The sequence below is a fragment of the Streptomyces sp. NPDC088254 genome, assembly GCF_044740925.1.
Taxonomy (GTDB): Bacteria; Actinomycetota; Actinomycetes; order Streptomycetales; family Streptomycetaceae; genus Streptomyces.
The window spans coordinates 431690-456727 of the sequence record NZ_JBIURQ010000008.1 but is presented as its reverse complement, the minus strand read 5'-3'; the positions used below and the strand labels follow the sequence as shown (position 1 = coordinate 456727).

The window sequence follows — 25038 nt, the reverse complement described above, 5'->3', positions numbered from 1 at the left end:
CAGGGTGCCTCGCACTCCCCGGCTCCGACCTCGTAAGGTCTTCTCCGTGTTGGAGGAGATGCGGATACGGTCACTCGGGGTCATCGACGACGCGGTCGTCGAGCTGTCGCCCGGCTTCACCGCCGTCACCGGTGAGACGGGCGCGGGCAAGACCATGGTGGTCACCAGCCTCGGCCTGCTCCTGGGCGGGCGCGCCGACGCCGCGCTCGTGCGGATCGGCGCCGAGAAGGCGGTCGTGGAGGGGCGGATCGCCGTGCCCGCGGACGCCTCGGTGGTCGTACGGGCCGGGGAGGCCGGGGCCGAGCTCGACGACGGCGCGCTGCTCATCAGCCGTACCGTCTCCGCCGAGGGGCGCTCACGGGCGCACGTCGGCGGGCGGAGCGTGCCGGTGGGCCTGCTCGCCGACCTCGCGGACGAGCTGGTGGCCGTGCACGGGCAGACCGACCAGCAGGGGCTGCTGAAGCTGTCCCGGCAGCGGCAGGCCCTCGACCGGTACGCCGGGGACGCGGTGGCCGTGCCGCTCGCCAAGTACACCGAGGCCTACAAGCGGCTGCGGGCCGTGGCCGCCGAGCTGGACGAGATCACCACGCGCGCGCGTGAGCGGGCTCAGGAGGCCGACATGCTGCGCTTCGGGCTGGAGGAGATCGGCGCCGTGGAGCCGCGCGCCGGGGAGGACGCGGAGCTGGCGGAGGAGGCGGAGCGGCTCGGGCACGCGGAGGCGCTGTCCTCGGCGGCGACGGCCGCGCACGCCGCGCTGGCCGGCAATCCCGAGGACCCGGAGGGCATCGACGCCGCCACGCTCGTCGCGGGCGCGGCGCGGGCCCTGGAGGCGGTGCGGTCGCACGATCCGGCGCTGGCCGCGCTCGCGGACCGGATCGGCGAGCTGGGCATCCTGCTCGGCGACGTGGCCGGTGAGCTGGCCGGGTACGCCGACGATCTCGACGCCGACCCGCTGCGGCTCGCGGCGGTCGAGGAGCGGCGGGCCGCTCTCACGGCGCTGACCCGCAAGTACGGCCATCACGGCGAGGGCGTCGACGCGGTGCTGACCTGGGCCGAGCGGGGCGTCGTACGGCTCACCGAGCTGGACGGCGACGACGAGCGGATCGACGAGCTGACCGCGGAGCGGGACGCGCTGCGGGTGGAGCTGGGCGGGCTGGCGCAGGCGTTGACCGACGCGCGGACGGAGGCCGCGGACCGGTTCGCCGCCGCTGTGACCGCCGAGCTGGCCTCGCTGGCGATGCCGCACGCGCGTGTGTCGTTCGAGATCAGGCAGTCGGAGGACGCGGAGGGCGTGGAGGTCGGCGGGCGTGCCGTCGCCTACGGGCCGGCCGGCGTCGACGAGGTGGAGCTGCTGCTCGCCCCGCATCCGGGCGCGCCGCCGCGGCCGATCGCCAAGGGCGCGTCCGGCGGTGAGCTCTCGCGGGTGATGCTGGCGGTGGAGGTCGTGTTCGCGGGCACGGATCCGGTGCCGACGTATCTCTTCGACGAGGTCGACGCGGGCGTGGGCGGCAAGGCGGCCGTGGAGATCGGGCGGCGGCTGGCGCGGCTCGCGAGGACCGCGCAGGTCGTGGTGGTCACGCATCTGCCGCAGGTCGCGGCCTTCGCCGACCGGCAGCTGCTGGTGGAGAAGACGAACGACGGGTCGGTGACCCGCTCCGGCGTGAAGGTCCTGGAGGGCGAGGAGCGCATCCGGGAGCTGTCGCGGATGCTCGCGGGCCAGGAGGACTCCGAGACGGCCCGGGCGCACGCGGAGGAGCTGCTCGCGACGGCGCGGGCGGACGTGTAGCGGACGACCGGCGGCGCGTGCGGGGGACGCGTGGACGCGCGTAGGGCGCGGAAGGGGCGCGTCCCGGGGGCGCGTTCGCCTGCGGGCCGGCGGCGCGAGCGGCCGGACGCGCAGGACGCACGGTTGGTGAAGGGCGGGACGGAGGTCTACGGGCCGCTGTCCCGCCCTTCGCCCTTCGGTGCGTGACATCGAACGGAACCCCGCCTTCCTTCACTCGTGTGGGTGACAACAGGGGCGGTGTTGCCGGGAACGCGGCAGCTCGGCGGCACGGAACACCCGTACGTGCTGGCATCCTTGGCACAGGACGAGAGGAGTTCGAGCGGTCCACCCCTTCGCCCGGCCCTTCCGTACGTTTCTTCGTGACCGTCCGACGCCGACCCAGGAGCCCCGGCCACGTGAGCAGCCACTCACCGCACGGCCAGTCGCCGCTGCGCACCGTGCAGGTGCTGGGCGGCGGCAACGCGGGCAGCAGCGCCCACGTGCGCTCGCTGGCCGCGGGGCTCGTCGCACGGGGCGTGCGGGTGACGGTGTGCGCCCCCGCCGAGGCCGACCAGGCCCACGGCTTCACGGACGCCGGCGCCGCACACGTGCACGTGCCGCGCAGCAGCGACCCGGGCGCGGTGGCGGCGCTGAGGGCGGCCTGCGCGGACGCCGACCTCGTCCACGCGCACGGGCTGCACGCCTCGTTCCGGGCCGTCCTCGCGCTCAGCGGGCGGCGCACCCCGCTCGTCGTCACCTGGCACAGCCGGGCCCATGCCGAGGGCGCCCGCGCCCATCTGCTGCGGCTGCTGGAGCGGCGGGTGGCGAAAGCCGCCGCCGTGGTGCTCGGCACGACCTCCGACCTCGTCGACCGGGCCCGCCGCACGGGCGCTCGGGACGCGCGGCTCGCCGCCGTGGCGCTCGCCGTGTCGCGGAGGGAGCGGGCCGACCCGGAGCTGCCGGGGCCCAAGGTGCGGGCCGAACTCGGCGCGACGGGACGCCCGTTGCTGGTGGCCGCCGGTCCCCTCGACCGTCATCGCGGCCATGACGTCCTGCTGGACGCCGCGCGCGCGTGGCGCCGCCTCGATCCGCTGCCGCTGGTCGTCGTCGCGGGGGAGGGACCGTTGCGGGCGGAGCTCCAAGGGCGCATCGAGGCCGAGGAGTTGCCCGTCCGGCTCATCGGGCACCGGGACGACGTGCGCGAACTGCTCGCCGCAGCCGACCTCGCGCTGCTGCCCGGCGACGGGGAGTCACGCTCGGCCCTGGTCCAGGAGGCCCTGCACGCGCGCGTTCCGCTCGTCGCCGTCCTCACCGGCGGGGTGCGCGCGCTCGTCGGCGACGCGGCCGAACTAGTCCCGCACGGCGACGCGGACGCCCTCGCCGCCGCCGTCGTACGCCTCCTCGCCGACCCCGACCACTGCGAACGGCTGCGCCGCCTGGGCGGGCTCCAGGCCGCGACCTGGCCCACGGAGGACGAGACCGTCGCCCAAGTCCTCAGCGTCTACGACGAGTTGACGCAACCTCAGCCGATGATCTGACCGTGTGTCGGTGTGCTGCCCCCCTCGTCCGCGGGCTGCGCACCAGGACGCTCACGGCACATGGCGGCGGGCCCTGAGAGCCAGGCTCAGAGCCAGAACCGTCTGCGGGTCGTCCAGGTCGCTGCCCAGGAGTTCGCCGATACGGGCCAGCCGGTTGTAGAGCGTCTGGCGGTTCAGATGCAGTTCGCGGGCCGTCTCCGCCTTGCGGCCGGCATGGGCGAGATACGTCTCCAGCGTGGGCAGCAGCGGCGGCTTGGAACGGCGGTCGTGGTCGCGGACCGGGCCGATCGCGCGGTCGACGAAGGCCGCCAGATCGCGATGGTCGCGCAGCCGCCACAGCAGCAGGTCGATGTCCAGACGGCGGGCGTCGTACCAGGGGCGGTCCGGCAGCCCCTGCGCCGCCGTCGCCGTCTCCGCCGAGTGCCGCAGACCCGCCGACGCCGCCGCCCAGCCGCCCGCCACCCCGACGACCACGACCGGCGGCTGGGCGCCCGGCCGCAGGATGCCGGCCCGCTCCACCCCGGCCCGCAGCGCCGCCGCCACCCGGTCCGCCACCGCCGGCCGCTCCGACTCCGAGCGCAGCCCCAGCAGCAGAGGCACCCGGCCCTCCACCGGGCGCACGCCCAGCAGCGCCGGCACGCCCACCGACGCCAGCTCCTCCGCGACCGCCCGCGCCAGCACCGCCCAGCCGCCGCCCGGGGAGAGCACGTCGCCCAGCCGCATCACCACCGGCAGCAGCGGGCCGGCCCCGGGCCTGAAACCCAGGACGCGGGCCTGCGCCGGCGCGTCCTCCGCCGCGACCCGCCCCTCGGCGAGATCGGTGAGGAAGTCTCCCCGGCCCCGCGCCGCGAGCTCCTCCTCCTGCCGCGCCTGCATCAGCACGACGGCCAGAATCCCCGCCGCCCGCTCCGCGGCGATCCGGTGCACCGGAGCGAGCGGGCCGCGCACGGGCAGCAGCACGAGCCGGGCCCGCGCCGAACCCGCCCCCGGGCCCGGACCGCCCCCGGGGACGTCCACCAGCGCCGAACCGGCGGGCGGCGGCGCGTCCTTGTGCGGGCCGCGCAAGCCCTCCCACACCTGGAGCGGATCGGCGCCCTCCGGCCCGGCTCCGGCGGCGTACAGCAGCCGACCGTCCGTCGTCTCCAGGAAGACGGGGTTACCGCTGAAGTCGGCCAGGATGCCCAGCACCTGCGGGATGCCGCCCCCGCCGAGCAGCGCCTGCGTGCACCGGCGGTGCACCTCCTCCGCCTGCTGGAGCAGGGCGTAGTGGCCGTTGACGATCTCGGTGTGCACCTCCTCCGTGACGGTCACGAAGGCCACCTCGCGGTGCAGCTGGACCAGCGGGAGGCCGGTCGTCCGCGCCGTCTCCACCAGGGCCGAGGGCAGGCGGGTGAAGCGCGGGCCCAGCTCGATCACCAGGGCGGCGATGCCCCGCTCGGCCAGGGTGCGCACGAATGCCCGCTGCTCGGCCGGACGGTTGCCGAGGCCGTAGCCCGTGGTCAGCAGCAGCTCGCCGCCCTTGAGCAGGGAGGCGATGTGCGGGACCTCGCCCGCGTGGACCCAGCGCACGGTCCGCCCGAGCCGCTCGGCGCCGGCCAGGACCTCCGGCAGCCCGCTGCGCAGACCGGGCAGCTCCAGCGCGCGCCGCACGGTGATGCCGGCGCTCTGACTGTCGAAACGGTGGTCCGTGGGGCTGTCCATGCAGCGGACGCTACCCCTGGCGACCGGACGGCTCACTCCCCGCGGACCGGGAGTGACTCCCTTGCCTCGCGCCCGCGGGGCGGACGAGCCGTTCAGCCTCCGTAGGCCCCCGATGCCGTCAGGCGGAGGGCCGTGTCGATCAGGGGGACGTGGCTGAACGCCTGGGGGAAGTTGCCGACCTGGCGCTGGAGGCGGGGGTCCCACTCCTCGGCGAGGAGGCCGAGGTCGTTGCGCAGCGCCAGCAGCTTCTCGAAGAGCTTGCGGGCCTCGTCCACGCGGCCGATCATCGCGAGGTCGTCCGCCATCCAGAACGAGCAGGCGAGGAACGCGCCCTCGTCGCCGGGGAGGCCGTCGACGCCCTCCTCGCCGCCCGAGGTCGGGTAGCGCAGGATGAAGCCGTCCGGGGTGGACAGCTCCCGCTGGATCGCCTCGATGGTGCCGATGACGCGCTTGTCGTCGGGCGGCAGGAAACCCATCTGCGGGATCAGCAGCAGCGAGGCGTCCAGCTCCTTCGAGCCGTAGGACTGCGTGAAGGTGTTGCGCTCCTTGTCGTACCCCTTCTCGCACACGTCCCGGTGGATGTCGTCGCGCAGCTCGCGCCACCGCTCCAGCGGGCCGTCCGCGTCGCCGGACTCGATCAGCTTGATCGTGCGGTCCACCGCGACCCAGGCCATGACCTTGGAGTGCACGAAGTGGCGGCGCGGGCCGCGCACCTCCCAGATGCCCTCGTCCGGCTCGTCCCAGTGCTTCTCCAGGTAGCGGATCAGCTTCAGCTGGAGCAGCGAGGCGTAGTCGTTGCGGGCGAGGCCGGTCATGTGGCCGAGGTGCAGCGCCTCGGTGACCTCGCCGTAGACGTCCAGCTGGAGCTGGTGGGCGGCGCCGTTGCCGACCCGGACCGGCGCGGAGTTCTCGAAGCCGGGCAGCCAGTCCAGCTCCGCCTCGCCGAGCTCACGCTCGCCGGCGATGCCGTACATGATCTGGAGGTTCTCCGGGTCGCCGGCGACCGCGCGCAGCAGCCACTCGCGCCAGGCGCGGGCCTCCTCGCGGTAGCCGGTGCGCAGCAGCGAGGACAGGGTGATGGCCGCGTCGCGCAGCCAGGTGTAGCGGTAGTCCCAGTTGCGGACGCCGCCGATGTCCTCGGGCAGGGAGGTCGTGGGCGCGGCGACGATGCCGCCGGTGGGCGCGTAGGTCAGGGCCTTGAGCGTGATCAGCGAGCGGATCACGGCCTCGCGGTAGGGGCCGTGGTACGTACAGTGCTCGACCCACTCGCGCCAGAACTCCTCCGTCGCCTCCAGCGACTGCTCCGGCTCGGGCAGCGCCGGCGGCTCCTTGTGGGAGGGCTGCCAGGAGATGCTGAACGCGATCCGCTCACCGGGGGTGACGGTGAAGTCCGCGTACGTGGTCAGCGACTTGCCGTAGGTCTCCGCCTCTGCGTCGAACCACACGGAGTCCGGTCCTGCGACGGCCACCGTGCGGCCCTCGTGCTTGTGCACCCAGGGGACGACCCGGCCGTAGGAGAAGCGCATGCGCAGGGTGGAGCGCATGGGGACGCGGCCCGAGACGCCCTCGACGATGCGGATGAGCTGGGGGGCGCCGTCACGCGGCGGCATGAAGTCGGTCACCCGGACCGTGCCGCGCGGGGTGTCCCACTCCGACTCCAGGATGAGCGAGTCGCCGCGGTAGCCGCGCCGGACCGCCCGGGGCGGTTCCGTGTCGGCGGCGTGGGCGGGGCCGAGGCGCCAGAAGCCGTGTTCCTCGGTGCCCAGCAGCCCTGCGAAGATCGCGTGTGAGTCGAAGCGGGGCAGGCAGAGCCAGTCCACCGTGCCGTCACGGCAGACCAGCGCGGCTGTCTGCATGTCTCCGATGAGTGCGTAGTCTTCGATGCGCCCGGCCACGTGCAACTCCAGTCGAACGGCCACGTCACCCCACGAGGGGGCTGTCGCTCAGTGCGGTCAAGGGGGATGTTGTGATTACGTCGTACTGCGTCGTTGAGCCTTGAAGCAAAGCAGTCGCCCAGCCGTGTTGGCAAAAACGCCGATCTCTGCTCAACGAACTGACGAACTCTCGTTGTTCCGATGGATACGGACGGGGGTGGTGCCGCGTTCGGAAGGACGGGCTCGGCAGTGAGTGTCCGAGCAGGATACGACGCACGTAGATGATCTGGGTGCCGCTCCGGGCAACGCGGGTGAGCCGAACGGGTGAGCAACGGGTGACGGGCGCGTGTGTGTGCGCACGTCCGTGGCGGTCCGTGCGCGCAGGGTGGCCGGAAGCCATCTCCCCGAGGCGCTGATACCCTGGTAGCCCGTGGACCGGTGGGCACGAAACCCCCGAACCGCAGCGACGGCACCCCCGGAGACCTCCGGCGGAATCCGCTGGTGAAAGCCTCCGTGGCGCCGTACCGCACCCCCATACCGCGACCACGGGAGCCCCCTCTTGGCCATGCCGCCCGCTGCTTTCCGAAACAGCACCACGACGACCAAGCACATCTTCGTCACCGGGGGTGTCGCCTCCTCGCTCGGCAAGGGTCTGACGGCCTCCAGCCTCGGCATGCTGCTCAAGGCCCGTGGCCTGCGCGTCGTGATGCAGAAGCTGGACCCCTACCTCAACGTGGACCCCGGCACGATGAACCCCTTCCAGCACGGTGAGGTGTTCGTCACGAACGACGGCGCCGAGACCGACCTGGACATCGGCCACTACGAGCGCTTCCTCGACCGCGATCTGGACGGCTCCGCCAACGTCACCACCGGCCAGGTGTACAACACCGTGATCGCCAAGGAGCGGCGCGGCGAGTACCTGGGCGACACCGTGCAGGTCATCCCGCACATCACCAACGAGATCAAGCACCGCATCCGCCGGATGGCGACGGACGAGGTCGACGTCGTGATCACCGAGGTCGGCGGCACGGTCGGCGACATCGAGTCGCTGCCGTTCCTGGAGACCGTCCGCCAGGTCCGCCACGAGGTCGGCCGGGACAACGTGTTCGTGGTGCACATCTCCCTGCTGCCCTACATCGGTCCCTCGGGCGAGCTGAAGACCAAGCCCACCCAGCACTCCGTCGCCGCCCTGCGCAACATCGGCATCCAGCCGGACGCGATCGTGCTGCGCTGCGACCGCGAGGTCCCCACCGCGATCAAGCGGAAGATCTCGCTGATGTGCGACGTGGACGAGGCGGCGGTCGTGGCCTGTCCCGACGCCCGCTCGATCTACGACATTCCCAAGACCGTGCACGGCGAGGGCCTGGACGCCTATGTCGTACGCAAGCTGGACCTGCCGTTCCGTGATGTGGACTGGACGACCTGGGACGACCTGCTCGACCGCGTCCACAACCCCGACCACGAGATCACCCTCGCCCTGGTCGGCAAGTACATCGACCTGCCGGACGCCTACCTCTCGGTCACCGAGGCGCTGCGCGCCGGCGGCTTCGCCCACCGGGCCCGCGTGAAGATCAAGTGGGTCACCTCGGACGACTGCAAGACCCCGGCGGGCGCCGCGCAGCAGCTCGGCGACGTCGACGGCATCTGCATCCCCGGCGGCTTCGGCGACCGCGGCGTCCTCGGCAAGGTCGGAGCGATCAAGTACGCCCGCGAGAACAGGATCCCGTTGCTCGGCCTCTGCCTCGGCCTGCAGTGCATCGTGATCGAGGCCGCCCGGACCCTGGCCGACATCCCCGACGCCAACTCCACCGAGTTCGACTCCGCCACCGCTCACCCGGTCATCTCGACCATGGCCGAGCAGCTCGACATCGTCGCGGGCGAGGGCGACATGGGCGGCACGATGCGTCTGGGCATGTACCCGGCCAAGCTGGCCGAGGGCTCCATCGTGCGCGAGGTGTACGACGGCAAGGAGTACGTCGAGGAGCGCCACCGTCACCGCTACGAGGTGAACAACTCCTACCGCGCGGAGCTGGAGAAGAAGGCGGGCCTCCTGTTCTCCGGCACCTCCCCGGACGGCAAGCTCGTCGAGTACGTGGAGTACCCCCGCGACGTCCACCCGTACCTGGTGGCCACGCAGGCGCACCCCGAGCTGCGTTCGCGTCCCACGCGCCCGCACCCGCTGTTCGCCGGCCTCGTGAAGGCGTCCGTCGAGCGCCAGCAGGCCCAGCGCGCGGAGAAGACCGCGAAGTAACACACCGGTTGTACGGTGGCCGGGGTGCGTCCCTTACCCGAGGGAGTGCACCCCGGTTTCGTTTCGGCAGGTCGCGCAGGACACGGAAGGACAGGCATGACGATCAAGGACACCGCCGAGGAGTGGGAGATCCGGGCGACCGAGACCCCCTTCACGGGCAACAAGACCTCCGTGCGCACGGACGACGTGGTCATGCCCGACGGCACGGTGGTCCGCCGCGACTACCAGGTCCACCCCGGTTCGGTGGCCGTCCTCGCCCTCGACGACGAGGACCGGGTGCTGCTGATCAAGCAGTACCGGCACCCCGTCCGGGAGAAGCTGTGGGAGATCCCGGCCGGCCTGCTCGACGTGCCCGGCGAGAACCCGCTGCACGCCGCCCAGCGCGAGCTGTACGAGGAGGCGCACGTCAAGGCCGAGGACTGGCGGGTGCTGACCGACGTCTACACCACCCCCGGCGGCTGCGACGAGGCCGTACGGATCTTCCTCGCCCGCAATCTGTCCGAGGCCGAGGGGCGGCGCTTCGAGGTCGAGCACGAGGAGGCCGACATGGAGCACGCACGCGTGCCGGTCGGCGACCTCGTGCGCGCGGTGCTCGCGGGCGACGTGCACAACAACTGCCTCGTCGTCGGGGTCCTCTCGCTGGTCGCCGCCCGCGCCGCCGACGGCCTGGACGCGCTGCGCCCGGCGGAGGCCCCCTGGCCGGCCCGCCCGTTCGAAGCCTGAACGGCCCAGAGGCCGGTGTGACGATCGGTTGATCCGATCGGGCGACGTCTCCGCCGCGCTCCTCCCGGAAGGTCTCAGAGCGTGAACTAGGCTCTGGAATCGCCCGATCCGAAAGGTCCGGCGGGCTCGCGTGCGCGGTGGACGGGAGGGTGGCCCGTGACGGATCAGGCAGTGGACACAGACGGCGTCAAGCTGTCGGGGCACGCTGCGACGGAGGGCCATTTCCTGGGCCGTACGCGGGAGTTGAAGGAGCTGTGCGCGGACATCGAGCGCGCGGGCCTGGACACCCTGGCGGGGAACAAGCCGCCCCGCGCGCGGGTCCTCCTCATCGCCGGACGGCCCGGCTCCGGCCGCAGCGCCCTCGCCGCGGAACTCGTCCGCCGGGTCGCCGGCCGCTACCCGGACGGCGTGCTGCGCGCCCGCCTCGCCGACGCCGACGGCACCCCCGTCCCGGCCGAGCGGGCCGCCCGCGCACTGCTCGCCGCCCTGGAGCGGCCGGCCCCTGCGGGCGCGTCCGAGGAGGACCTCTCCGCCTGTCTGCGCGAAGCGCTCGCCGAACGGCGCGCCATCGTCCTCCTCGACGACGCGGCCGGCGCCGAGCAGGTCGACGCACTGCTCCCGGACACCCCGGAGTGCCTGGTCGTCGCCGTCTCCGCGGGACCGCTCACCGGCATCTCCGACGTGCGCCCCTGCACCCTGGGCGGCCTGGACACCAAGTCCGCCCTGGAACTGCTCACCCGCCGCATCGGCTCGGTGCGCATCACCGTCGACCCGCGCTCCGCCGAGGGACTCGTCGAAGCCTGCCAGGGCCACCCCGTGGCGCTGATCCTCGCCGGGGGCTGGCTCGCCGCCCGCCCCAAGTCGGCCGTCGCCGACCTCGCCAAGCAGCTCCACGCCGAGGGCGACGAGGGCGCCCCGCTCAGCCGCCTCTTCGCACTCGTGCACCACGGGCTGGCCCCCACCGCCGCCCGCACCCTGCGCCTGCTCTCCCTCGCCCCGGCCGGGCTCGTCGACGCCCACACCGCCTCCGCCCTCGCCGGCTGCTCGATCGGCGCCGCCCGCAGCACCCTGGACGACTTCGCCGCCCTCGGCCTGCTGCGGCCCGTGCCCTGCACACCGCCCCAGTACGAGATCCCCGGCTGTCTGCACCCCCTGCTGCGTGCGGCCGCCGAGGCCCACGAGCGGCCGGCCGAGCTCCAGCTGGCCCGCGCCCGCATGCTGGAGCGGACGGTGCGGCTGCTCCAGTCCTGCCGTGCCGTCACCGAGACCGACAACCCCCAGGCCCGCGAGAAGCTCCAGGGCATGCCCAGCGCCCTGCGCTTCCCCTCCCCGCAGGCGGCCGCCGAGTGGCTCGAGGCGCGCCGGCCCGCGCTGCTCGGGGCCGCCCGGCTCGCGGTCGCCGACGGCGAGCTGGACACCCTGGCCAGGCGGCTGATGGCGCAGCTGGTCAAGGCGATGGTCGCCCACCTCGGCGCCCACGGCGCCGCGCCCGACCTGTACGACGTCCACCAGCTCGTCCTGGACGTCGCCGAGCGCCGCGGGCTGCCCCGGGAGAAGGCCGCCGCCCTGCTGAACCTGGGCGACGTCGACGCCCGCACCGGGCGCACCGCCCAGGCCCTGGTGCGCTACCGGGCCGCGCTGGACGCCGGACGCCAGGCGAACGACCCGTACGCGACCGGCCGCGCGATGGAATCCGTAGGCGGCGCGCACCTGGAGCTCGGCGACTACGAACGCGCCGCCGACTGGTTCGGCCGGGCCCTCGCCCAGCGGCTGGCCCGCGACGAGCGCGCCGACGCCGCCCGTCTGTACGGACGTATCGCGACCGCGCACACCTACGCCGGCCGCTACGGGGAGGCGCAGCGCGGCTGGCGTGCCGCCGTGGCCGTGCACCGCAAGAGCGGGGATGTCGGCGCGCAGGCGCGGGCGTTGAGCGAGCTGGCCCGCGTCCAGGAGTACGCGGGCCGGCCCGAGGAGTCGCTGCGCACCTGTCAGGAGGCGGTGGAGTGGGCCCACCGCGCGGAGGACGCGCGCCTGCGGGCCGCGCTGCACCTGCGGCTGGCCGACACCTGCGAGCACCTCGGCGACCCGGCGGCCGCCCGCCTGCACCGGGGCGCGGCGGAGCGCATCCTGGGAGATGAGGCCCCCGGCACCGAGTCAGAGCCGGAACACACGGCCGATGCCTGCGAAATCCGCAGTACTCCTGCTGAAGATTGATGCATTGAAAGGCTAGACAGCGGGAACACCTTCATTAGACTGGCTCTGCCGCACGTTCTCCTGCGGTATGTCCCCGTATGCCCATGGCATCCGGGTTTGTCGTTCCATGCCCCACCCCCTCTGAGCCAAGGACCGTGATCCACGTGAAGGTCGGCATCCCCCGCGAGGTCAAGAACAACGAGTTCCGGGTGGCGATCACCCCCGCAGGCGTGCACGAGCTGGTGCGCCATGGCCACCAGGTCGTCGTCGAGCAGGGCGCCGGCGTCGGCTCGTCGATCCCGGACGCGGAGTACGTGGCCGCCGGTGCCCGGATCCTGGACACCGCCGACGAGGTGTGGGCCACCGCCGACCTGCTGCTGAAGGTCAAGGAGCCCATCGCCGAGGAGTACCACCGCCTCCGCAAGGACCAGACGCTCTTCACCTACCTGCACCTGGCCGCCTCCAAGGAGTGCACCGACGCGCTCATCGAGTCCGGCACCACGGCGATCGCCTACGAGACCGTCGAACTGCCGAACCGCGCGTTGCCGCTGCTCGCCCCGATGTCCGAGGTCGCGGGCCGGCTCGCCCCGCAGGTCGGCGCCTACCACCTGATGGCCGCCAACGGCGGCCGCGGCGTGCTGCCCGGCGGCGTCCCCGGCGTGCTGGCCGGCCGGGCCGTCGTCATCGGCGGCGGCGTCTCCGGCTGGAACGCCGCGCAGATCGCCATCGGCATGGGCTTCCACGTGACCCTGCTCGACAAGGACATCAACAAGCTCAAGGAAGCCGACAAGGTGTTCGGCACCAAGATCCAGACGGTCGTCTCCAACGCCTTCGAGCTGGAGAAGGCCTGCCTGGAGGCCGACCTCGTCATCGGCGCGGTCCTCATCCCGGGCGCCAAGGCGCCCAAGCTCGTCACCAACGAGCTGGTCTCCCGGATGAAGCCCGGAAGTGTCCTTGTCGACATCGCGATCGACCAGGGCGGCTGCTTCGAGGACTCCCGCCCGACCACCCACGCCGAGCCGACCTTCCCGGTCCACAACTCGGTCTTCTACTGCGTCGCCAACATGCCCGGCGCGGTCCCCAACACCTCCACCTACGCGCTCACCAACGCGACCCTGCCCTACATCGTCGAACTCGCCGACCGGGGCTGGGCGGAGGCGCTGCGCCGCGACCCCGCGCTGGCCAAGGGCCTCAACACCCACGACGGCAAGGTGGTTTACCGCGAGGTCGCCGAGGCGCACGGCCTCGAGCACGTGGAGCTCGCCTCTTTGCTCGGCTGAGACGCTCCGCCAAGTCACCTTTTCGTAAAGGCGATACGTCAACACAACGCCTCAAGGGCGTGCGCACGGCCGGACCTTGCCATACAAGGTCCGGCCGAGTGTGTGTATGGTCACTTTGCCGCTCTCGGCCAACTCGCCTCGAACGTAACCCTTGAACCGATTCGCACACCCGTGAATCCTGCCGTGCGACGGCCGTACGCCCTTGACAGCGGGATGTTTCATTGCCGACACATCGGGCCGGGTCCGGTGGATTGTGTTGCTGCGGACGCCCGACACGCCATAGAGTCGCCAATCGTCGGCATGGTGCCACGCTGACCTTGTCTAGAAGTTTCCTGGTCACCAAGGAGGTAAGACGACTTGTGAATGAGTCGACATTTTCTCCCGGGGGTGGTCATCCAGGAACGCCTACGCGGGGCCCGGGCCCCACGGGGCGCGAGGCTGTCGGCTCCGTCGCTGTCCGAACCTTCGCAGACCATCAGAGCCACAGAAGCCCCCAGTTGGCTCAGCCAGCACACCACAGCATGGATGGCCATCACGTGAACGCCATGGCCGGCGACGGAAGTGGCGCGCCCCGCAACCACTTCGCCGACTACGACGAACTGCCCGAAGGGCACTTCTACGACCCCGACGCCGAGTACGAGCCCGATCCCGAGTACGCGGCCACCCTCGCGCCCGACGCCGCCCGCCAGCGTCGCGAGCGCGTCGGTCCCACGGGACGCCCGCTGCCGTACTTCCCGATCCCGGGCCCGCTGACCGATCACGGACCCGCGAAGATCATCGCGATGTGCAACCAGAAGGGCGGCGTCGGCAAGACGACGTCGACCATCAATCTGGGCGCCGCCCTCGCGGAGTACGGACGCCGGGTGCTGCTCGTCGACTTCGACCCGCAGGGCGCGCTGTCGGTCGGTCTCGGCGTCAATCCGATGGAGCTCGACCTCACCGTCTACAACCTGCTCATGGAGCGGGGCATGGCGGCCGACGAGGTGCTCCTGAAGACGGCGGTCCCGAACATGGACCTGCTGCCCAGCAACATCGACCTGTCCGCCGCCGAGGTCCAGCTGGTCTCCGAGGTCGCGCGCGAGTCGACGCTGCAGCGGGCGCTGAAGCCGCTCCTCGACGACTACGACTTCATCGTCATCGACTGTCAGCCCTCGCTCGGCCTGCTCACCGTCAACGCGCTGACCGCCGCGCACAAGGTGATCGTGCCGCTGGAGTGCGAGTTCTTCGCGCTGCGCGGTGTCGCGCTGCTCACCGAGACCATCGAGAAGGTCCAGGAGCGGCTCAACCCGGAGCTGGAGCTCGACGGCATCCTCGCCACGATGTACGACTCGCGCACGGTCCACAGCCGTGAGGTCCTCGCCCGTGTGGTCGAGGCCTTCGACGACCACGTGTACCACACGGTCATCGGGCGCACGGTCCGCTTCCCGGAGACCACGGTCGCCGGTGAGCCGATCACCACCTACGCCTCCAACTCCGTCGGCGCCGCCGCCTACCGTCAGCTCGCCAGGGAGGTGCTCGCCCGGTGTCACGCCGAGTGAGTCTGCCGGGGGCCGACGAACTCTTCCGTACGACAGGGGGGATGGCGCTCCAGCCGTCCGCACCGCGACGCCAGGCCAACGGCGAGGCGCGGGTACCCGCTCCCGCCGGGGAGAGCGACACGGCGGCAGCGGCGGCCTCGGCCGAGGACGCGCCGCAGGCCGTGCCCGCGCAGGGCGGTGACGGCGAGGGCGCCGAGCACGTGGCGGCCGACGCCGAGCAGGGCGATGCCGGGGAGTCCCGCAGCCGGACCGCCGGCGGGGAGCGCCCCGCGCGGCGTCAGGGCGCGGCGCAGGAAGGACCGGCCGCCGCCGGCGAGGCCGCCCAGCCCCGCAAGCGGGGCCGGGCCGCGGCCCGCCGGCCCAGCGGCCGGGAGCGACACGACGAGAAGATCACCGTGTACGTCTCCGCCGAGGAGCTGATGGACCTGGAGCACGCCCGGCTGGTGCTGCGCGGCGAACACGGGCTGGCCGTGGACCGGGGACGGATCGTCCGCGAGGCGGTCGCCGTGGTCCTGGCGGACCTGGAGGCCCGCGGCGACGCCAGCATCCTCGTACGCCGGCTGCGCGGCCGGTAGCGGTAGCCTGCGGAGGCCATGACCTCGAACAACACCCCCTCGCCGGGAGCCCGCCGCCCCCTGGGCCGAGGCCCGGCACCCCCCACCACCCGACCACCCGAGCCGGCCCCGGAGAATCCCGCGCCCCCGCAGCCCGCGCCCGCCGCCCACGCCGAAGCCGGACCGGGCAGCGAGCCACCGCCGGCCGTGGGCCGCGACGAGACCTGGCCGGTGCGCTCGGCCGCGCCCGCTGTCCTTGAGGACGTCGAGACCGAGTCGCCGCCGGACACGGGACTGGCCGAAATCGGGCCTGCGCGCCGCTCGCTGTCGGATGCCCGTCGTGGTGACGGTCGGTCGGAGGAGGCCTCGGTCGTCGCGCGGGACGGAGGCGGGGCCGGGGCGTCGAACGGGGCCGTGGCCGCGGAGGCGGCCTCTCAGGTCGGGACCGCGCCCCAGGGTGAGGTGGGCGATGGGGTGTTCAAGGTTCGGCTCGCCAATTTCGAGGGGCCGTTCGATCTGCTGCTCCAGTTGATCTCCAAGCACAAGATGGACGTCACCGAAGTCGCGTTGTCGAAGGTCACCGACGAGTTCATGGCGCACATCAGGGCGATGGGGCCGGACTGGGACCTGGACCAGACGACCGAGTTCCTGGTCGTGGCCGCGACGCTGCTCGACCTGAAGGCGGCCCGGCTGCTGCCCGCCGCCGAGATCGAGGACGAGGCCGACCTCGCGCTGCTGGAGGCCCGCGACCTGCTCTTCGCGCGGCTGCTCCAGTACCGCGCGTACAAACGGATCGCCGACATCTTCAACGAGCGACTGGAGGAGGAGGCCCGCCGCTACCCCCGTACCGTCGGCCTCGAAGCGCACCACGCCGAGCTGCTGCCCGAGGTCGTCATCAGCATCGGCGCAGAAGGGTTCGCCCGGCTCGCGGTGAAGGCGATGCAGCCCAGGCCCAAGCCGCAGGTGTACGTCGACCACATCCACGCGCCGCTGGTCAGCGTGCAGGAACAGGCCGGGATCGTCGTCGCGCGGCTGCGGGAACTCGGGGAGACCAGCTTCCGGGCGCTCGTCGAGGACACCGACGACACCCTCACGGTCGTCGCCCGCTTCCTGGCCCTCCTGGAGCTGTACCGGGAGAAGGCGGTGGCCCTGGACCAGGAGACGGCCCTCGGCGAGCTGCTGGTGCGCTGGACCGGCGGAGACGGGGACGAGACGCCCAGAGTGACCGACGAGTTCGACCGGCCCCCAGAAGTGCCGGGGGAGTCCGAGAAGGAGAAGACGCCGTGACTGAGGACACCGCCGGCGCCCCGGGCGGATCCCGTGCCGTCGTGGACCTCGACCTCAAGCCCGCCCTGGAGGCCGTCCTGATGGTCGTGGACGAACCCGCGACCGAGGAGCACCTCGCGAAGATCGTGGAACGGCCGCGCCGCCAGGTCGCGGACGCCCTGCGCGAACTCGCCGACGAGTACACCGTGCAGGGGCGGGGCTTCGACCTGCGGTTCGTCGCCGGCGGCTGGCGGTTCTACACCCGGGCCGAGTACGCCCCGGCCGTGGAGCGCTTCGTCCTGGACGGCCAGCGGGCCCGGCTCACCCAGGCCGCGCTGGAGACGCTGGCCGTCGTCGCCTACCGGCAGCCGGTCAGCCGCAGCCGGGTCTCCGCCGTGCGCGGGGTGAACTGCGACGGGGTCATGCGCACCCTCCTCCAACGGGGTCTCGTCGAGGAGGCGGGCGCGGAACCCGAAACAGGTGCGATCCTGTACAGGACGACGAACTACTTTCTGGAGCGGATGGGCCTGCGCGGCCTGGACGAGCTCCCGGAGCTCGCGCCCTTCCTCCCGGAGGCTGAGGCGATCGAGGCCGAGACACTGGAGGGGGTCCCGTCGTTCGATCCGGACGCCCCGGATTCCGAGGACGCAGACGACAAGACGGAACTTTGATGCGAAGCAGCAGCGGCAGGAACAGCAGCGGAAACAACGGCGGGAGCCGTGGTGGCAACAGCGGCGGCCGCGGCGGGAGCAGCGGTGGCCGCGGCAATCACCGCGGTGCCGGGAACAACCGCGACGACAGGCAGGGCGGCAGGCCCAAGAAGCCGCGCCCGGAGGAGCGGCGCTACGACGTGGGCCCCGGCGCCTCCCCGGACGGGCCGAAGTCGGGGCGCGGCGCCTCCGCGCGCGGTGGCGCGAAGGGCGGCCCCCGGCAGTCCCCGACCGGCGGGCGCGGCCGGTCGGCCCCGGCGACCTCCCGCGAGTACGACGCGCGGATGGAGGAGCGCAACCGGGAGCGGTACGCGGGCAAGAAGGACGTCAAGCTGCCCAAGACCTTCCCCGGCGCCGAGCAGGAGGGCGAGCGGCTGCAGAAGATCCTCGCGCGCGCGGGCTACGGCTCCCGGCGCGCCTGCGAGGAGCTGATCGAGCAGGCACGGGTCGAGGTCAACGGCGAGATCGTGCTGGAACAGGGCAAGCGGGTCGACCCGGAGAAGGACGAGGTCAAGGTCGACGGGCTGACCGTCGCGACGCAGTCGTACCAGTTCTTCTCGCTGAACAAGCCGGCCGGTGTCGTGTCCACGATGGAGGACAACGAGGGCCGTCAGTGCCTCGGCGACTACGTGACCAACCGCGAGACCCGGCTCTTCCACGTCGGACGGCTCGACACCGAGACCGAGGGCGTCATCCTGCTCACCAACCACGGTGAGCTGGCCCACCGGCTGACCCACCCGAAGTACGGCGTGAAGAAGGTCTACCTCGCGCACATCGTGGGCCCGATCCCGCGCGACCTGGGCAAGAAGCTCAAGGACGGCATCCAGTTGGAGGACGGCTACGCGCGCGCGGACCACTTCCGCGTCGTCGAGCAGACCGGCAAGAACTACCTGGTCGAGGTCACCCTGCACGAGGGCCGCAAGCACATCGTGCGCCGCATGCTGGCGGAGGCCGGCTTCCCCGTCGACAAGCTCGTGCGCGTTGCCTTCGGCCCGATCACCCTGGGCGACCAGAAGTCGGGCTGGCTGCGCCGGCTGTCGAACACCGAGGTCGGGATGCTGATGCAGGAGGTCGACCTCTGACCGGGAGGTCGTGACCGAACCGCGCCCCCTTTCACCGTCGCCTCGACCACAGAAGGTCGCCTCGACCACAAAAGGGGGCGGAGAGCCCCGGCCGCCGGGGGCCCCGCGGCTCCTCGGCGGGCTCACACCAGCTTGATGGCGCCGCCCTCCACCGTGATCTTCTCCGCCGGCAGCGGCCTGGTCGCCGGGCCCGCGGTGACCGCGCCGTCCTCGATGCTGAAGCTGCTCCGGTGGCAGGCGCAGTTGATCGTCTTGTCGGCGACGCTGGTGACCGTGCAGCCCTGATGGGTGCAGATCGCGGAGAAGGCCTTGAAGTCGCCCTTCGACGGCTGGGTGACCACGACCTTCTCCTCCTTGAAGATCGTGCCCCCGCCGACGGGGATGTCGGCCGTGGCCGCCAGTTCACGGCCCGCGGATGCGGCCGGGGGCTCGGTCCCGGGGGTGCCCGCGGTCCCGGCGGCGGGGCTCTTGGAGGCTTCGGGGGCCGAGTCGCCGTCGCCCTTGTCGCTGCAGCCGACGGCGAGAGCCGCCGCGCCCGTCGCGAGGAGGACCGTACGGCGGGTGGCGGGATGGGTCATGTCGTCACTCCGAAGGTGCGGGAAGTACGGAAAGTGCGGAAAGGCGCGGAAGGTGCTGTGACACGGACAACAATCGTGGCACCGAGGGCACCGATCGAGAAGCAATTCCGGATAAGTGCCACAAAACGAACATTTCGGGTGTGATGAACGGCTCCCGCCGCCCGTCTCAGCGGGCGGGCGGCGCGCATCCCGCACGGGCGGGCTGACTACGCTGGACGCAGAGCCGACAGCTATGTGAACGAGGAGCAGCACCGTGGCGGTACGAGCGGCCCGGGGGGCCGTCCAGCGGGAGCGGGACGAGGCCGGCCACATGGAGCGGGTCGCGGCCCCGGGCGAGGGCGTCGCCCGGTGAGGACCGCGCTCGTCATCGGAACCGGGCTGATCGGCACCTCCGCCGCCCTGGCCCTCGCCCAGCGCGGCGTCACCGTCCACCTGGAGGACCACGACCCCGAGCAGGCCCGCACGGCAGCGGCGCTCGGCGCGGGCGCGGACGCACCTCCCGAAGGCCCAGTGGACGTCGCCATCGTCGCCGCGCCGCCCGCCCACGTCTCCTCCGTGCTCGCCGACGCCATGCGACGCGGGGTGGCCCGCGGCTATCTCGACGTGGCCAGCGTCAAGGGAGGTCCGCGCCGTGAGCTGGAGGCGCTCGGCCTCGACCTGTCGACGTACCTGGGCACGCACCCCATGTCGGGCCGCGAGAAGTCCGGCCCGCTCGCCGCGTCCGCCGACCTCTTCGAGGGCCGGCCCTGGGTGCTGACGCCGACCCGGGACACCGACACCGAGGTGCTCAACCTCGCCCTGGAGCTCGTCTCGCACTGCCGGGCCGTCCCGGTGGTGATGGACGCCGACGCCCACGACCGGGCGGTGGCCCTCGTCTCCCACATGCCCCACCTCGTCTCCAGCCTGGTCGCCGCCCGGCTGGAGAACGCCGAGGAGGCCGCCGTACGGCTGTGCGGGCAGGGCATCCGGGACGTCACCCGGATCGCCGCCTCCGACCCCCGGATGTGGATCGACATCCTCTCCGCCAACCCCGGGCCGGTCGCCGACCTGCTCACCGACGTCGCCGGCGACCTCGAGGAGACGGTGCGGGCGCTGCGCTCCCTGCAGTCCTCCGACGAGGCCAAGCGGCGTGAGGGCGTCGGCGGCATCGAGAGCGTCCTGCGGCGCGGGAACGCCGGGCAGGTGCGCGTGCCCGGCAAGCACGGGTCCGCCCCGCGGGCGTACGAGGTGGTCGCGGTGCTGATCGACGACCAGCCGGGGCAGCTGGCCCGCATCTTCGCCGACGCCGGGCTGGCCGGGGTCAACATCGAGGACGTGCGCATCGAGCACGCGACCGGGCAGCAGGCGGGGCTGGTGCAGTTGATGGTCGAGCCGCGCAGTGCGGGGGTGCTGTCCGCCGCGCTGACGGAGCGGGGGTGGGCGGTGCGGCAGTAGGTTGCCCGGCGCCGCCCTGACGTGCGGCCGGACGAGTGAGTCGTACCCAGTAACCTTGTGCGGGGCGTGTTCTCGCCCCGCAGTCCTCCGCCTCGCACCAGGAAGGTGTCCCCCCGTGGAAAACGGCGCCGCCCAGCCCGTGATCGTCGCCATCGACGGTCCCTCCGGAACGGGCAAGTCGAGCACGTCCAAGGCCGTGGCCGCCCAGCTGGGGCTGAGCTACCTGGACACCGGTGCGCAGTACCGGGCGATCACGTGGTGGATGGTGGCCAACGGGATCGACATCGAGGACCCCACGGCGATCGCCGCCGTAGCCGGCAAGCCGGAGATCGTCTCCGGCACCGACCCGGCGGCCCCGACGATCACCGTCGACGGCACCGACGTGGCCGCCCCGATCCGCACCCCGGAGGTCACCTCCCGGGTCAGCGCGGTCAGCGCGGTGCCCGAGGTGCGGGCCCGGATCACCGAGCTCCAGCGGTCGCTGGCGGCCTCCGCCGAGAAGGGGATCGTCGTCGAGGGGCGTGACATCGGCACCACCGTGCTGCCCGACGCCGATCTGAAGATCTTCCTCACCGCGTCCCCGGAGGCCCGCGCCGCCCGCCGCAGCGGCGAGCTGAAGGGCTCGGACGTGCACGCCACCCGCGAGGCGCTGATCAAGCGGGACGCGGCCGACTCCTCCCGCAAGACCTCCCCGCTCGCCAAGGCGGACGACGCCGTCGAGGTGGACACCACCGAGCTGACGCTGGCCCAGGTCATCGAGTGCGTCGTCACCCTCGTCGAGGAGAAGCGGGCGGGGAAGTGACTCAGCCGTCCGTGCCCTCGGAGAGGGGCGCCGAGGTCGGACGCCGGATCGGCGTCGGGCTGATGTACGGGCTGTGGCGGCCGCGGGTGCTGGGAGCCTGGAAGGTGCCCGCGACCGGCCCGGTGATCTTCGCGGTCAACCACTCCCACAACATCGACGGACCGATGGTCATGGGCGTGGCGCCCCGGCCCACGCACTTCCTGATCAAGAAGGAGGCGTTCGTCGGCCCCCTCGACCCCTTCCTGACCGGGATCGGCCAGCTCAAGGTGGACCGCGAGACGACCGACCGCTCGGCGATCACCCGGGCCCTGGGCGTGCTGGAGAACGGCGGAGTGCTGGGCATCTTCCCCGAGGGCACCCGAGGCGAGGGCGACTTCGCCTCGCTGCGCGCGGGGCTCGCCTACTTCGCGGTGCGCAGCGGCGCGCAGATCGTGCCGGTCGCCGTGCTGGGAAGCACCGACCGGCCCGGACGGTTGTTCAAGGGGCTGCCCCCGCTGCGGTCCCGGGTCGACGTCGTCTTCGGGGACCCGTTCGAGGCGGGCGACGGCAGTGGGCGGCGCACCCGCAAGGCGCTGGACGAGGCGACCGAGCGCATCCAGAAGCAGCTCGCCGCCCACCTGGAAAACGCCAGGCGTCTCACCGGGCGCTAGGCGACACTGAGTAGTGGATCACCTGCCGAGTCAGGTCCACCGATCACCACGATGAACGAGGTACGGACTTCATGAACGACCACATCCAGCCCGGCGGCTCGGACGCCTTCGAGCACGATCACGGGGCGCTCGGCGAAGCCGAGTACGCGGAGTTCATGGAGCTCGCCGCCGAAGAGGGCTTCGACCTGGAGGACGTGGAGGGCGCCATCGAGGCGGCCGGTCACGGGCCGCTGCCCGTGCTCGCCGTCGTCGGCCGCCCCAACGTCGGCAAGTCGACCCTGGTGAACCGGATCATCGGCCGCCGTGAGGCCGTCGTCGAGGACAAGCCCGGCGTCACCCGCGACCGCGTCACCTACGAGGCCGAGTGGGCCGGCCGCCGCTTCAAGGTCGTCGACACCGGCGGCTGGGAGCAGGACGTCCTCGGCATCGACGCCTCCGTGGCCGCCCAGGCCGAGTACGCCATCGAGGCCGCCGACGCCGTCGTCTTCGTCGTCGACGCCAAGGTCGGCGCGACCGACACCGACGAGGCGGTCGTACGACTGCTGCGCAAGGCCGGCAAGCCGGTCGTGCTGGCCGCCAACAAGGTCGACGGCCCGAGCGGCGAGGCCGACGCGGCCTACCTGTGGTCCCTGGGCCTCGGCGAGCCGCACCCCGTCTCCGCGCTGCACGGCCGCGGCACCGGCGACATGCTGGACGCCGTGCTGGAGGCGCTGCCCGAGGCGCCCGAGCAGAGCTTCGGCACGGTGGTCGGCGGACCGCGCCGTATCGCGCTCATCGGCCGCCCGAACGTCGGCAAGTCCTCGCTGCTGAACAAGGTGGCGGGCGAGGAGCGCGTCGTCGTCGACGAGTTGGCCGGCACCACCCGCGACCCCGTCGACGAGCTGATCGAACTGGGCGGCGTCACCTGGAAGTTCGTCGACACCGCGGGCATCCGCAAGCGCGTCCACCTCCAGCAGGGCGCCGACTACTACGCTTCCCTGCGCACCGCCGCCGCCGTGGAGAAGGCCGAGGTCGCGGTCATCCTCATCGACGCCTCCGAGCCGATCTCGGTCCAGGACCAGCGGATCGTGACCATGGCCGTGGAGGCGGGCCGTGCAATGGTCATCGCCTACAACAAGTGGGACACCCTCGACGAGGAGCGCCGCTACTACCTGGAGCGCGAGATCGAGACCGAGTTCGGTCAGGTGGCGTGGGCGCCCCGGGTGAACGTCTCGGCGCGCACCGGGCGGCACATGGAGAAGCTGGTCCCGGCGATCGAGACCGCGCTGGCGGGCTGGGAGACCCGGGTCCCCACCGGCCGGCTGAACGCCTTCCTCGGCGAGCTGGTCGCCGCCCACCCGCACCCCATCCGGGGCGGCAAGCAGCCCCGCATTCTGTTCGGCACCCAGGCCGGCACCAAGCCGCCGCGGTTCGTGCTGTTCGCGTCCGGCTTCATCGAGGCCGGCTACCGGCGCTTCGTCGAGCGCCGGCTGCGCGAGGAGTTCGGCTTCGAGGGAACGCCGATCCACATCTCGGTGCGGGTGCGCGAGAAGCGCGGCAGGAAGAAGTGACATGACGGCCGGAGGGCGGCTCCCCATCGCGGGAGCCGCCCTCCGGCCGTGCGGGCGCCGCCGAGGCCGCGCCGGGCCCTGCGGCCGGTCAGTAGCCTCTTCGGGCCGGCGGCAGGGCCGCGGGGACGTGGTGCGTGGTCGTCGGCGCCTGCGGCTGGGCCCGTGGCTGCGGTTGCGGCTGCCGGCCGGCCGGGGTGAGCGGGCCGACCCGCTGCCACTGCGACTGCTGCCCGAGCCCGGTGCGGGCGCTCTGCGCGCCCGCGCTGTAGGCGCTGTAGCCGCTGCTGAACGAGTTGCCGAGCGGTCCGCCGCTGAACGACCCGGTGTTGTGCGGGACGTACCCGAAGGCGGTGAACCCCAGGTCTTCCTCCCCGCTGCGATCGCCCGGCAGCGAACGGAACGACTTGACGTACTCGGCGTAGAGCGCGTCGTAGATCGGCGTGGCCGAGGGGCCGCCCTGGGGATCCTGGGCCGCCGGCCGCGAGGACTGGACCGACTGGAAGGCCTGGCGGCGCGGAACGTCGTAGGTGTGCACGTATGTCCAAACGACCCGGCGCGGGAAGGGATGCGCCGAAGGACCCCCCGGCTCAGGTGCCCGCGAGCGGCAGGGCCGCGCCGACGAGCTTGCCGCCCGCCGCCGCCTTGTCCAGCGCGTCCCGCAGCAGGTCCTCCCGGGGCTGACGCCCGATGGAGCCCGCCGGCGCGGCGAACATCAGCACCTGCTGGTGCTTGTTGGCGGCGGCCCGCCACCCGTCGGTCACCTGGAGCGGCTGGTGCGCCTGCCACCAGGCCACCGGCTGGCCGCCGCCCGCGGAGGGCTGGAGGACGGCGTGCAGCTGCCCCATCGCCAGCAGCACGGACCAGCCGTGCTGCACCGGGGGCGCCTCGGACAGCTCGGTCAGCGGCATGAAGCCCTGCTCGATGAGGAGCGGCAGGAAGTCGTCGCCCAGGCCGGAGGAGCCCGGGCGTGCGATCGGCGTGGTCGGCTCGACGACGAGGGCGGGGTGCAACTCCCCGGCGATCAGGACGAGTCCGCTGGTGACCCCGAGGACGGCCTGCTCGGGCGCGGCCTGCGCGGGAACCCGGGCCGCGTCGCCGCTGATGGAGCGGACCGCGCCCTGGAGCTGCTCCTCGGTGACCTGGACGACCTGTGAGGGCAGACAGGTGGAGTGGGCGAAGGCGAGGACGGCGGTCTCGTCCCCGATGAACAGGACGGTGCTGGTGCGCTCGTGCGCGGAGTCGCCCGGGGTGCGGCAGGACGTGCAGTCGTAACTGCCCGGGGCGTTCTCTCCGGTGAGCAGCCGGTCGGCTTCTTCGTCGCCGATCTCGGCGCGTACCTCGTCGCTGACGTCGAGCATGCGCGGCACGGGTGGCTCCCTCGGATGCGGTGCGTTGGCGGGCCGGGTGAGTCCCCGGCTCATGCAGAAGACAACGGCGGATCTGTGGCGGGAGTCACGCTGTCGGCCCAAGGGAATCGAACCGCCCTGCGCATACGGTCACGAGGTGTGCGGAATCGAACACTCAACGTCAAGTAACGGGATGGCAACGG

The 25038-nt window shown here is 72.6% G+C and carries 20 protein-coding genes; 15 read left to right on the top strand and 5 right to left on the bottom strand.

Annotated elements, in window-relative coordinates:
• Window positions 1-58 precede the first annotated feature (58 nt).
• Together recN and ACIOC0_RS24950 are read left to right on the top strand one after the other, a co-directional pair.
• Window positions 59-1786 (top strand): DNA repair protein RecN, encoded by a 1728-nt coding sequence (recN, locus tag ACIOC0_RS24955; RefSeq protein WP_402157675.1) that lies wholly within the window; start codon window positions 59-61, stop codon window positions 1784-1786.
• 395 nt (window positions 1787-2181) lie between these two features.
• Complete coding sequence (locus ACIOC0_RS24950; RefSeq protein WP_402157645.1) at window positions 2182-3303, top strand: glycosyltransferase family 4 protein; 1122 nt, start codon at window positions 2182-2184, stop codon at window positions 3301-3303.
• A gap of 51 nt (window positions 3304-3354) precedes the next feature.
• On the opposite strand, the gene ACIOC0_RS24945 is transcribed toward ACIOC0_RS24950, so the two are convergent.
• Both ACIOC0_RS24945 and ACIOC0_RS24940 read right to left on the bottom strand, forming a co-directional pair.
• Window positions 3355-5004: a PucR family transcriptional regulator gene (locus ACIOC0_RS24945; RefSeq protein ID WP_402157642.1), complete on the bottom strand. Its 1650-nt coding sequence runs from the start codon at window positions 5002-5004 to the stop codon at window positions 3355-3357.
• 92 nt (window positions 5005-5096) lie between these two features.
• Window positions 5097-6899, bottom strand: coding sequence for a glycoside hydrolase family 15 protein (locus tag ACIOC0_RS24940; RefSeq protein WP_130444305.1), 1803 nt, complete (start codon window positions 6897-6899; stop codon window positions 5097-5099).
• Between the two features lie 544 nt (window positions 6900-7443).
• Between ACIOC0_RS24940 and ACIOC0_RS24935 the strand changes: the two genes are divergently transcribed.
• From ACIOC0_RS24935 to ACIOC0_RS24895, 9 genes are all read left to right on the top strand, one after another.
• A complete protein-coding gene (locus ACIOC0_RS24935) occupies window positions 7444-9129 on the top strand; it encodes a CTP synthase (RefSeq protein WP_402157640.1) in 1686 nt (561 codons plus the stop codon).
• A gap of 96 nt (window positions 9130-9225) precedes the next feature.
• A complete protein-coding gene (locus ACIOC0_RS24930) occupies window positions 9226-9852 on the top strand; it encodes an NUDIX hydrolase (RefSeq protein ID WP_130443989.1) in 627 nt (208 codons plus the stop codon).
• 156 nt (window positions 9853-10008) lie between these two features.
• Window positions 10009-12066, top strand: a complete 2058-nt coding sequence (locus ACIOC0_RS24925; protein ID WP_402157639.1) for a tetratricopeptide repeat protein — start codon at window positions 10009-10011, stop codon at window positions 12064-12066.
• 134 nt (window positions 12067-12200) lie between these two features.
• Window positions 12201-13325, top strand: a complete 1125-nt coding sequence (gene ald / locus ACIOC0_RS24920; protein ID WP_402157638.1) for an alanine dehydrogenase — start codon at window positions 12201-12203, stop codon at window positions 13323-13325.
• Window positions 13326-13870: 545 nt separating this feature from the next.
• A complete protein-coding gene (locus tag ACIOC0_RS24915) occupies window positions 13871-14863 on the top strand; it encodes a ParA family protein (protein ID WP_242621006.1) in 993 nt (330 codons plus the stop codon).
• Complete coding sequence (locus ACIOC0_RS24910; protein ID WP_130443995.1) at window positions 14848-15438, top strand: hypothetical protein; 591 nt, start codon at window positions 14848-14850, stop codon at window positions 15436-15438. Before ACIOC0_RS24915 ends, ACIOC0_RS24910 begins: the two co-directional genes overlap by 16 nt.
• 18 nt (window positions 15439-15456) lie before the next feature.
• Window positions 15457-16704, top strand: coding sequence for a segregation and condensation protein A (locus ACIOC0_RS24905; RefSeq protein ID WP_402157636.1), 1248 nt, complete (start codon window positions 15457-15459; stop codon window positions 16702-16704).
• Window positions 16701-17354 carry an SMC-Scp complex subunit ScpB gene (scpB, locus tag ACIOC0_RS24900; RefSeq protein ID WP_402157634.1) on the top strand — a complete coding sequence of 218 codons (654 nt, stop codon included), beginning with the start codon at window positions 16701-16703 and terminating at the stop codon, window positions 17352-17354. Before ACIOC0_RS24905 ends, scpB begins: the two co-directional genes overlap by 4 nt.
• Complete coding sequence (locus ACIOC0_RS24895) at window positions 17354-18475, top strand: pseudouridine synthase (protein ID WP_402157632.1); 1122 nt, start codon at window positions 17354-17356, stop codon at window positions 18473-18475. The genes scpB and ACIOC0_RS24895 overlap by 1 nt, the downstream gene beginning before the upstream one ends.
• Before the next feature lie 122 nt (window positions 18476-18597).
• Here the strand turns inward: ACIOC0_RS24895 and ACIOC0_RS24890 are convergent, their stop codons facing one another.
• Window positions 18598-19053, bottom strand: coding sequence for a Rieske (2Fe-2S) protein (locus ACIOC0_RS24890; RefSeq protein ID WP_402157630.1), 456 nt, complete (start codon window positions 19051-19053; stop codon window positions 18598-18600).
• A 348-nt stretch (window positions 19054-19401) separates the two neighbouring features.
• On the opposite strand from ACIOC0_RS24890, the gene ACIOC0_RS24885 reads away from it, so the two are divergent.
• From ACIOC0_RS24885 to der, 4 genes are all read left to right on the top strand, one after another.
• A complete protein-coding gene (locus tag ACIOC0_RS24885; protein WP_402157628.1) occupies window positions 19402-20487 on the top strand; it encodes a prephenate dehydrogenase in 1086 nt (361 codons plus the stop codon).
• A 115-nt stretch (window positions 20488-20602) separates the two neighbouring features.
• Window positions 20603-21289 (top strand): (d)CMP kinase, encoded by a 687-nt coding sequence (cmk, locus tag ACIOC0_RS24880; RefSeq protein ID WP_402157627.1) that lies wholly within the window; start codon window positions 20603-20605, stop codon window positions 21287-21289.
• A complete protein-coding gene (locus ACIOC0_RS24875) occupies window positions 21247-21939 on the top strand; it encodes a lysophospholipid acyltransferase family protein (RefSeq protein WP_402157625.1) in 693 nt (230 codons plus the stop codon). Before cmk ends, ACIOC0_RS24875 begins: the two co-directional genes overlap by 43 nt.
• A gap of 71 nt (window positions 21940-22010) precedes the next feature.
• A complete protein-coding gene (der, locus tag ACIOC0_RS24870; protein WP_402157623.1) occupies window positions 22011-23489 on the top strand; it encodes a ribosome biogenesis GTPase Der in 1479 nt (492 codons plus the stop codon).
• Window positions 23490-23577: 88 nt separating this feature from the next.
• Here the strand turns inward: der and ACIOC0_RS24865 are convergent, their stop codons facing one another.
• On the bottom strand, window positions 23578-24024 hold the full coding sequence (locus ACIOC0_RS24865) for a hypothetical protein (protein WP_402157620.1): 447 nt from the start codon (window positions 24022-24024) through the stop codon (window positions 23578-23580).
• Between the two features lie 52 nt (window positions 24025-24076).
• On the bottom strand, window positions 24077-24856 hold the full coding sequence (locus tag ACIOC0_RS24860; RefSeq protein ID WP_351097619.1) for a hypothetical protein: 780 nt from the start codon (window positions 24854-24856) through the stop codon (window positions 24077-24079).
• Between the last annotated feature and the right edge of the window lie 182 nt (window positions 24857-25038).

What these genes read in the sequence shown, in the direction of transcription:
- recN (WP_402157675.1), top strand. Translation starts at nt 59, where the DNA reads ATGCGGATACGGTCACTCGGGGTCATCGACGACGCGGTCGTCGAGCTG.
- ACIOC0_RS24945 (WP_402157642.1), bottom strand. Translation starts at nt 5,004, where the DNA reads ATGGACAGCCCCACGGACCACCGTTTCGACAGTCAGAGCGCCGGCATC.
- ACIOC0_RS24935 (WP_402157640.1), top strand. Translation starts at nt 7,444, where the DNA reads ATGCCGCCCGCTGCTTTCCGAAACAGCACCACGACGACCAAGCACATC.
- ACIOC0_RS24930 (WP_130443989.1), top strand. Translation starts at nt 9,226, where the DNA reads ATGACGATCAAGGACACCGCCGAGGAGTGGGAGATCCGGGCGACCGAG.
- ACIOC0_RS24915 (WP_242621006.1), top strand. Translation starts at nt 13,871, where the DNA reads ATGGCCGGCGACGGAAGTGGCGCGCCCCGCAACCACTTCGCCGACTAC.
- ACIOC0_RS24905 (WP_402157636.1), top strand. Translation starts at nt 15,457, where the DNA reads ATGACCTCGAACAACACCCCCTCGCCGGGAGCCCGCCGCCCCCTGGGC.
- ACIOC0_RS24895 (WP_402157632.1), top strand. Translation starts at nt 17,354, where the DNA reads ATGCGAAGCAGCAGCGGCAGGAACAGCAGCGGAAACAACGGCGGGAGC.
- ACIOC0_RS24890 (WP_402157630.1), bottom strand. Translation starts at nt 19,053, where the DNA reads ATGACCCATCCCGCCACCCGCCGTACGGTCCTCCTCGCGACGGGCGCG.
- der (WP_402157623.1), top strand. Translation starts at nt 22,011, where the DNA reads ATGAACGACCACATCCAGCCCGGCGGCTCGGACGCCTTCGAGCACGAT.